9 protein-coding genes are annotated in these 6,505 nt (G+C 65.6%); all 9 read left to right on the plus strand.

Annotated features, from left to right (window positions below):
• The first annotated feature begins 267 nt into the window (after positions 1-267).
• The 9 genes from Tther_RS12535 (at position 268) to Tther_RS12575 (ending at position 6,222) form a co-directional block, all read left to right on the plus strand.
• Complete coding sequence (locus Tther_RS12535) at positions 268-1,284, plus strand: phage tail protein (RefSeq protein ID WP_143904385.1); 1,017 nt, start codon at positions 268-270, stop codon at positions 1,282-1,284.
• Between the two features lie 11 nt (positions 1,285-1,295).
• Positions 1,296-2,165 (plus strand): phage tail protein, encoded by an 870-nt coding sequence (locus Tther_RS12540; protein WP_221934038.1) that lies wholly within the window; start codon positions 1,296-1,298, stop codon positions 2,163-2,165.
• Positions 2,165-2,395 carry a tail protein X gene (locus Tther_RS12545; RefSeq protein ID WP_143904387.1) on the plus strand — a complete coding sequence of 77 codons (231 nt, stop codon included), beginning with the start codon at positions 2,165-2,167 and terminating at the stop codon, positions 2,393-2,395. Before Tther_RS12540 ends, Tther_RS12545 begins: the two co-directional genes overlap by 1 nt.
• Before the next feature lie 3 nt (positions 2,396-2,398).
• Positions 2,399-3,466 (plus strand): phage late control D family protein, encoded by a 1,068-nt coding sequence (locus Tther_RS12550; RefSeq protein WP_143904389.1) that lies wholly within the window; start codon positions 2,399-2,401, stop codon positions 3,464-3,466.
• Positions 3,453-3,737 (plus strand): DUF6127 family protein, encoded by a 285-nt coding sequence (locus Tther_RS12555; protein WP_143904391.1) that lies wholly within the window; start codon positions 3,453-3,455, stop codon positions 3,735-3,737. Before Tther_RS12550 ends, Tther_RS12555 begins: the two co-directional genes overlap by 14 nt.
• Positions 3,734-4,210, plus strand: coding sequence for a hypothetical protein (locus Tther_RS12560; RefSeq protein WP_143904393.1), 477 nt, complete (start codon positions 3,734-3,736; stop codon positions 4,208-4,210). The genes Tther_RS12555 and Tther_RS12560 overlap by 4 nt, the downstream gene beginning before the upstream one ends.
• Positions 4,207-4,668, plus strand: coding sequence for a lysozyme (locus tag Tther_RS12565; RefSeq protein WP_143904395.1), 462 nt, complete (start codon positions 4,207-4,209; stop codon positions 4,666-4,668). Before Tther_RS12560 ends, Tther_RS12565 begins: the two co-directional genes overlap by 4 nt.
• Before the next feature lie 197 nt (positions 4,669-4,865).
• Positions 4,866-5,291: a DUF6088 family protein gene (locus tag Tther_RS12570; RefSeq protein WP_143904397.1), complete on the plus strand. Its 426-nt coding sequence runs from the start codon at positions 4,866-4,868 to the stop codon at positions 5,289-5,291.
• The gene (locus tag Tther_RS12575) at positions 5,263-6,222 is read left to right on the plus strand and encodes a nucleotidyl transferase AbiEii/AbiGii toxin family protein (RefSeq protein ID WP_143904400.1); all 960 of its coding nucleotides are present in this window, start codon (positions 5,263-5,265) and stop codon (positions 6,220-6,222) included. The genes Tther_RS12570 and Tther_RS12575 overlap by 29 nt, the downstream gene beginning before the upstream one ends.
• Positions 6,223-6,505: the final 283 nt, after the last annotated feature.

The raw sequence follows: 6,505 nt of genomic DNA on the forward strand, positions 1-6,505 counted from the left end.
GCGCCATCCAGTCCGTTCTCGAGCAAGATCGCATAAGCGGCTTCCAAGGGGTTGGTTTCGACTCGTATTGCCATGAGGGTTACACTCCTTTCTCGAAGTCATGGCGTCAGACCCACCCTCGCGCTGTCTGCTGGGCGGGGAGCGTAGGCGCGTAGCGCCGGAGATCCCCGCCCAGCAGACAACCGGCAAAATGGAATTTACAGAAAGAACGATACACAACTCCTTGGTGGCGTGTGGGATGGCATACGCGCCGCGGTGCAGCCCGCCGTGGCCAGCATCACAGAAGCGCTCGCGCCACTTGCGCCCATTGGAGAGGCGGTCGCGTCGGTGTTCGGTTTCATCGCCGATGGCGTGAGCCGGGTGGTCGGCTGGATCGGTCAGCTGCTCGCGCCGGTGACGCTCTCCAAGGATGAATTCGACAGCCTCTCGGCATCGGGCCAGTCTCTCGGGGCGGTGATCGGGGGCGTGTTGAGCACGGCATTTACGGCGCTGACGTTCCCGATCCGTGCCGTGGGCACCTTGGTGGGCTGGGTGATGGAGGGCTTTCGGTGGCTGGTGTCGTTTTCGCCGCTGGCTGCGCTGCAAGCCGCCTGGCAACCGCTCTCGGGCTTCTTCGGTAGCCTGTGGGCCGGCGTGGTCAGCGGGGCACAGTCGGCCTGGCAGCAACTGACTGCAGCGCTGGGTTCTTTCGCACCCTTGCAGGCATTGCAGTCGGTGATCGGTTCGATGCTGACAGCGTTGCGTGATCTGCCCGGGCAGTTCATGAGCCTGGGCAGCGCGATGCTGCAAGGCCTCGCCCAAGGCGTGCGCAATGCCGCCCAGCAGGCCGTGGCGGCCGTGGGTGAAGTGGCCGCCGGAGTGCGCGACCGCTTCAAAGGGATGCTGGGCATCCACAGTCCGTCGCGGGTGTTTGCCGCGCTGGGCGGCGCGCTGTCACTCGGCCTGGCACAAGGCGTGGCGGCAGCCGGGCCGCAGGCGGTAGACGAGGTCGGGCGGCTGGCGAAATCGCTGCAGGAGGTGCCATTCGCACTGACCGCACCAGGGTCGTCATCAACTGGCCTGCGCCCGCCATCGCCGGATCGGCCCCCGATGGGCTTGAGCGCGCCGACAGACTGGATCGCTGGCAACCCGTCTGCTACGCCATCGATCCACTTCGCGCCGCAGATCACCATCTACGCCCCAGCGGGCAGCGATGCGCAGTCGATGGCAGTCGATGTCGAGCAGCGGCTGCGCCGCCTCATCCAGGACGCCCTGCGCGGCAGCCGCGCGGCGTTGCACGACTAAGAGGAAATCGCATGGCCGAGCGAGTGATGATGGCGCTTGGCCCCTTTCGCTTTGAAGTGGGGCAGGCGACGTATCAAAGTCTGGCGATGCGCCAGTCGTGGCGCTGGCCCGAGCAGGCGCGCATCGGGCGCGAGCCGGCGCTGCAGTACACCGGGCGCGAGCCCATCGAAGTCACGCTGTCCGGCACGCTCTACCCCAGTTTCGATGGCGGCCTCGCGCAGGTCGAGCAGATGCGCGAGCTCGCCGACAAGGGCGAGCCGCTGCAACTGGTCGACGGCCTGGGGCGGGTGTGGGGCGCGTGGGTGATCGTCGAGGTGGGCGACACCCGCAGCGTGCTGATGGACGATGGCCAGCCGCGGCGCATCGCCTTCGAGCTCAAGCTCAAGTCCTACGGCGAGGACAACATCGTCACCGACATCAGCGGCGGCTGGAGCCCGTTTGCCGTGCTGCTGCCGATCATCGATGAGGTGGCGTCCGACCCGCTGGGCGCGCTCAATACCGTGGTCGGCGATGTGGTGCAGCGCATTGCAGGGTCGATGGGCGGCGGCGTCATACAGCGCGCATCCGTGCTGCAGGACGTCATGCGCGATGTCATGCAGCCGCTGCGCACCGCGCTCAACGGCTCAGTCAGCCGACTGCGCGAGGCAGGCGTGACGCTGCCGGCCATCGATGCGCTGCTCACGCGCGTGGCGCGCGCCAGCGCCGCGCCGCTGTCGTCGTATGACGTGATGGCCGCGCAGATCGCGGCGCTGCGCGACGACATCGAACGCGCCCGCCTCGAAGCCGAGCGCCATCCACAGGCCGCCGAACTGCACGAGGTGCTAGACAGCGCCGAGCGCGCCTTGCAAGGCCTGATGCCCGCCGAGCAGGAGACTGCCTGATGCTGACGCAAGAAGATGCCATCGTCGTCGCCCGCGAAGGCGACATGATCGACTACCTTGTATGGCGGCACTACGGGCGACTGGACGTGCTGCCGCTGGTGCTGCAGCACAACCGGGCGCTGGCGCGCCTGAGTGCGCGCGACATGCTGCGCTTGCCAGACGGCACGCCGGTGCGCATGCCAGCGCTTGTCGATGAGCCGCAACTGCGGCTGGTACGCCTGTGGTCGTAAGCCATGCAGCCGCGCTTTCGAATCATCGCCGACCGCCACGACGTCACGCGCGCCGTCGCCGATCGGCTCATCGAGCTCATCATCACCGATGAGGCGGGGCTGGCGTCCGACGTGGTGCGCTTGACGCTCGATGACCGTCGTCGCGCCGACGGCGCAATCGCGCAGCTGCCGCGCATTGGCACGCAGCTTGAGGTTGCCTTGTCATACGCCGGCGGCGCGTGGGTGCCGATGGGTCGCTACATCATCGATGAGGTCGAAATCAGCGCGCCGCCGGCCACGCTGACGGTCTCGGGCAAGGCCGCCGACATGGTCGGGCCATTTCGCAGCCCCAAGACGCGATCATGGCACGACACGACGCTGGGACGCATCGTCGAAGCCATCGCCGCCGAGCACGGCTACACGCCCAAGATCGACCCCGAACTGGGCGCAATCGCCATCCCGCACGTCGACCAGACCGAGGAGTCTGACATGGCGCTGCTCACCCGGCTGGCGTCCAAGCACGATGCCGTATCCAAGCCGGTGGCCGGCCACCTGGTGCTGGCCAAGCGCGGGGCGGCCAAGAGCGTCACCGGCCAAGCGCTACCGACGATCACGCTGCGGCCGGATCAGATCAGCGAGTGGCGCTATCAGTACAGTGCCCGCCGGATAGCGGGCAAAGGCGGCTCCGGTCTCGCCGACAACAGTGACGAGAGCCCCGGCGGAGTCAAGGCCTACTGGTGGGACTACCAAAAGGGCGAGCGGCGCGAAGTCGTCGTCGGAAACCCCCCCTACGAGGAGCTGCGCTACGTGCACGCCACCGAGGCTGAGGCCCGAGCCGCTGCCGCCACCCGCAAAAACCGCGGCGAGCGCTCGCAGGCCGAGCTGAGCTTTCGGATGCCCGGAGACCCGCGCCTGGCCGCCGAGGCGCGGCTATCCATTGCACTGCGACCGGTCATCCCGACTCGGTGGCGCATCACGCGCGTCGAGCACCGCTTGAGCGCGCAGGGGTACAGCACCAGCGTCGAGTGCGAACGCGACGTCACCGATCCGATATCGATCACGCAAAGCGAGGTCAACGATGACACCCCATGACACCCAGCCGATCACGATCACAGCCAACGAGCTCAAGGCGATGTTGGAGCAGGCTGCCGAGCGCGGCGCTGAGCAATGCCTGGCCCGCCTCGGCCTTGAAAACGGCCACGCCGCGCGCGACATCCGCGAGCTGCGCGACCTGCTGGCCGCTTGGCGCGAGGCGCGCCGCACCGCCTGGCAGACCATCGTCAAAGTCACCACGACTGGCATCCTGGCTGCGCTGCTGGTCGGCATTGCAGTCAAGCTCAAACTGACAGGAGGCGGCTCATGATCGAAACCCTGTTGGGCGGATTGCTGGGCGGCGCTTTCCGGCTCGCGCCCGAAATCCTCAAGTGGCTCGACCGCAAAGGCGAGCGCGCGCACGAGCTTGCCATGCAAGACAAGGCGCTGGAGTTTGAGCGCCTGCGCGGCGCGCAGCGCATGGCCGAGATCAGCGCGAGCGCAGAGGCGCTGTGGAACACCGGGGCTATCGATGCGCTGCGCGAAGCGGTGGCGGCGCAGGGTCGCATCACGGGCGTCAAGTGGGCCGATGCGCTGTCCAGCAGCGTGCGCCCTGTCATCACCTACTGGTTTATGGCGCTCTATTGCGCGGCCAAGACCGCTGCCTTCGTGGGCGCTATCCAGGCCGGAGCAGACTGGATCGCCGCCATCCAGGCCGCGTGGACTGAAGCCGACCAAGCCCTATGGGCCGGCGTGCTGAACTTCTGGTTCCTGGGGCGGGTATTCGACCGAGTGCGGCCATGATCGCGGTACCCAAGGCGGCCATCGATCTGGCCAAGCGATTTGAAGGCTTCCATCGCGTGCCCAAGCACGATCCAGGGCGCGCGCATCCCTACATCTGTCCGGCCGGCTACTGGACGATCGGCTACGGCCACGTCTGCACGCCCGACCATCCGCCGATCACCGAAGCCGAGGCCGAGGCTTACCTTGCCCAGGATTTGCAGATTGCGCTGGCCGCCACGTTGCGCTACTGCCCGCTGCTGGCCGCCGAGCCCGAGGGGCGGCTGGCGGCCATCGTCGACTTCACCTTCAACCTCGGCGCGGGGCGGCTGCAAACATCAACACTGCGGCGGCGGATCAACCAGCGCGACTGGCAAGCTGCCGCGCACGAGCTGCGGCGCTGGGTCTACGGCGGTGGCAAGGTGCTCTCAGGGCTCGTGGCACGCCGATCGGCTGAAGCCGCCTGGCTGCTCAACGCATGAGCCCAGACGCGGGTGCCGCACGCGATTGTGTCAAACGTCGATCCTCCTCCACGTCAGTGTCTTGCCAGCGGCGTTCGGGCGAGCGCATCGCGCTACTGTAAATGAGCAATCCGTGCATCGCAAAACCCAGACATAAAATGGAAAACCAAGCTCATATCGGCTACAGTAGATGAGCAATTTATGTCCAGGAGGTCGCCATGCGTCGACTCAGCGTCAAAGCCAGGATGGCTCGCTCCATTGCTCTGCGCCGGGGCGAGGTTGTCCTGCGCGCGGACTTCGCGCACATGGGCAGCCCCAGCCAGATCAGCCGGGCGCTCAAGGAGCTCATCGCGGCGGGCAAGATCGTTCGCCTGGGCTATGGGGTCTACGCCAAGGCGCGTCCGAGTCTACTGTCTGGCAGACCGGTGCCGCGTGTGTCCCTGGAAGAGTTGGCGCAGGAAGCGCTGGAGAAGCTGGGGGTGCCTGTGCAGCTGGGCCGTGCCCAAGCCGACTACGCCGGGGGCAAGACGACACAGATTCCCGTCCGCACAACATTCAACACGGGCCGGCGCCGTATTTCCCGCAAGATCACCGTCGGCACCAGCGCCGTGCGCTATGAGAACCATTACCGAGCGCGAGCGTGATCTGATCCTGGATGTGCGCAACGAGGGCCTGACTTCGTTGCCGCCCGCGATCATCGAGAAAGACCTGCTGATCACGGAAGTGCTGCGCACCGTCGTGGCAGCAGACAGCGATGACATCCAGTTGGTGTTTTGCGGCGGAACCTGCCTGTCCAAAGCGCACGGCTTGATCGCGCGGATGTCCGAAGACATCGATTTCAAGCTGGTGCTGCCGCCGGACTTGTCGCGCAATGCGCGCGCTCGTTTGCTGAGCCAGTTCAAGAAACGCATGGCTGCCATACTGGAGAACGCTGGCTTTGCGGTGCCGACTGAGGAGATCGTCGCGCGCGACGAAAACAGCTACGTCTTGCTGAATCTGCACTATGAGAGCCGCTTCGCGCCGGTGGCCAGCCTGCGGCCAGAGATCAAGGTAGAGCTCAATGCCCGAGCACCGTTGCTGCCCACAGCACGACTACCGATTGTGTCCATGCTGGATGCCTTGATCCAGACACCTCGGACGGATTGCCAGGTGCAGTGCATTGGCGTCGAGGAGGCCGTCCTTGAAAAGGTGCTGTCCTTCCTGCGCCGAACGGCAAAAGCCCGTGCTAGCCACCGTCGTGCCGCCGCCGACGACGACCGATTGGTCCGTCACCTCTACGATGTGGCAGCCATCGCTCGAAGGCGTCAGGGGCTGGCGCTGCCGCACGAATGTTTTGTGACGCTGGTGGCTGACGATGCCGCGCAATTTCGTCATCAGTATCCAGAATTTGAAGATGACCCGGTAAGTCAGATGCGCGCGGCCCTGCAGGCCCTACACCACGACGCCGATGCCTTCGAGCGCGATTACCGTCGCTTCGTGGATGAGCTGGTGTTTGGCGAGCCGTTACCGTTTGCCCAAGCCAGAGCAGTGTTCATCGAGTTGGCCGAATCCCTGATCGAGCAGATGAAGGCATAAAGCAAAAGTGCTACAGAAAGGGTCGCGTCCTGCTGGTCTTAGCCCTCACCCGCTGGCCGCCCAGTTGTGTATCGTTCTTTCTGTAAATTCCATTTTGCCGGTTGTCTGCTGGGCGGGGATCTCCGGCGCTACGCGCCTACGCTCCCCGCCCAGCAGACAGCGCGAGGGTGGGTCTGACGCCATGACTTCGAGAAAGGAGTGTAACCCTCATGGCAATACGAGTCGAAACCAACCCCTTGGAAGCCGCTTATGCGATCTTGCTCGAGAACGGACTGGATGGCGC

Origin of the sequence: Tepidimonas thermarum (assembly GCF_007556705.1) — a bacterium.
Taxonomy (GTDB): domain Bacteria; phylum Pseudomonadota; class Gammaproteobacteria; order Burkholderiales; family Burkholderiaceae_C; genus Tepidimonas; species Tepidimonas thermarum.

Coding starts and splice junctions, on each gene's coding strand:
- Tther_RS12540 (WP_221934038.1), top strand. CDS start 1,296: ATGGCCGAGCGAGTGATGATGGCGCTTGGCCCCTTTCGCTTTGAAGTG.
- Tther_RS12545 (WP_143904387.1), top strand. CDS start 2,165: ATGCTGACGCAAGAAGATGCCATCGTCGTCGCCCGCGAAGGCGACATG.
- Tther_RS12550 (WP_143904389.1), top strand. CDS start 2,399: ATGCAGCCGCGCTTTCGAATCATCGCCGACCGCCACGACGTCACGCGC.
- Tther_RS12555 (WP_143904391.1), top strand. CDS start 3,453: ATGACACCCCATGACACCCAGCCGATCACGATCACAGCCAACGAGCTC.
- Tther_RS12560 (WP_143904393.1), top strand. CDS start 3,734: ATGATCGAAACCCTGTTGGGCGGATTGCTGGGCGGCGCTTTCCGGCTC.
- Tther_RS12565 (WP_143904395.1), top strand. CDS start 4,207: ATGATCGCGGTACCCAAGGCGGCCATCGATCTGGCCAAGCGATTTGAA.
- Tther_RS12570 (WP_143904397.1), top strand. CDS start 4,866: ATGCGTCGACTCAGCGTCAAAGCCAGGATGGCTCGCTCCATTGCTCTG.
- Tther_RS12575 (WP_143904400.1), top strand. CDS start 5,263: ATGAGAACCATTACCGAGCGCGAGCGTGATCTGATCCTGGATGTGCGC.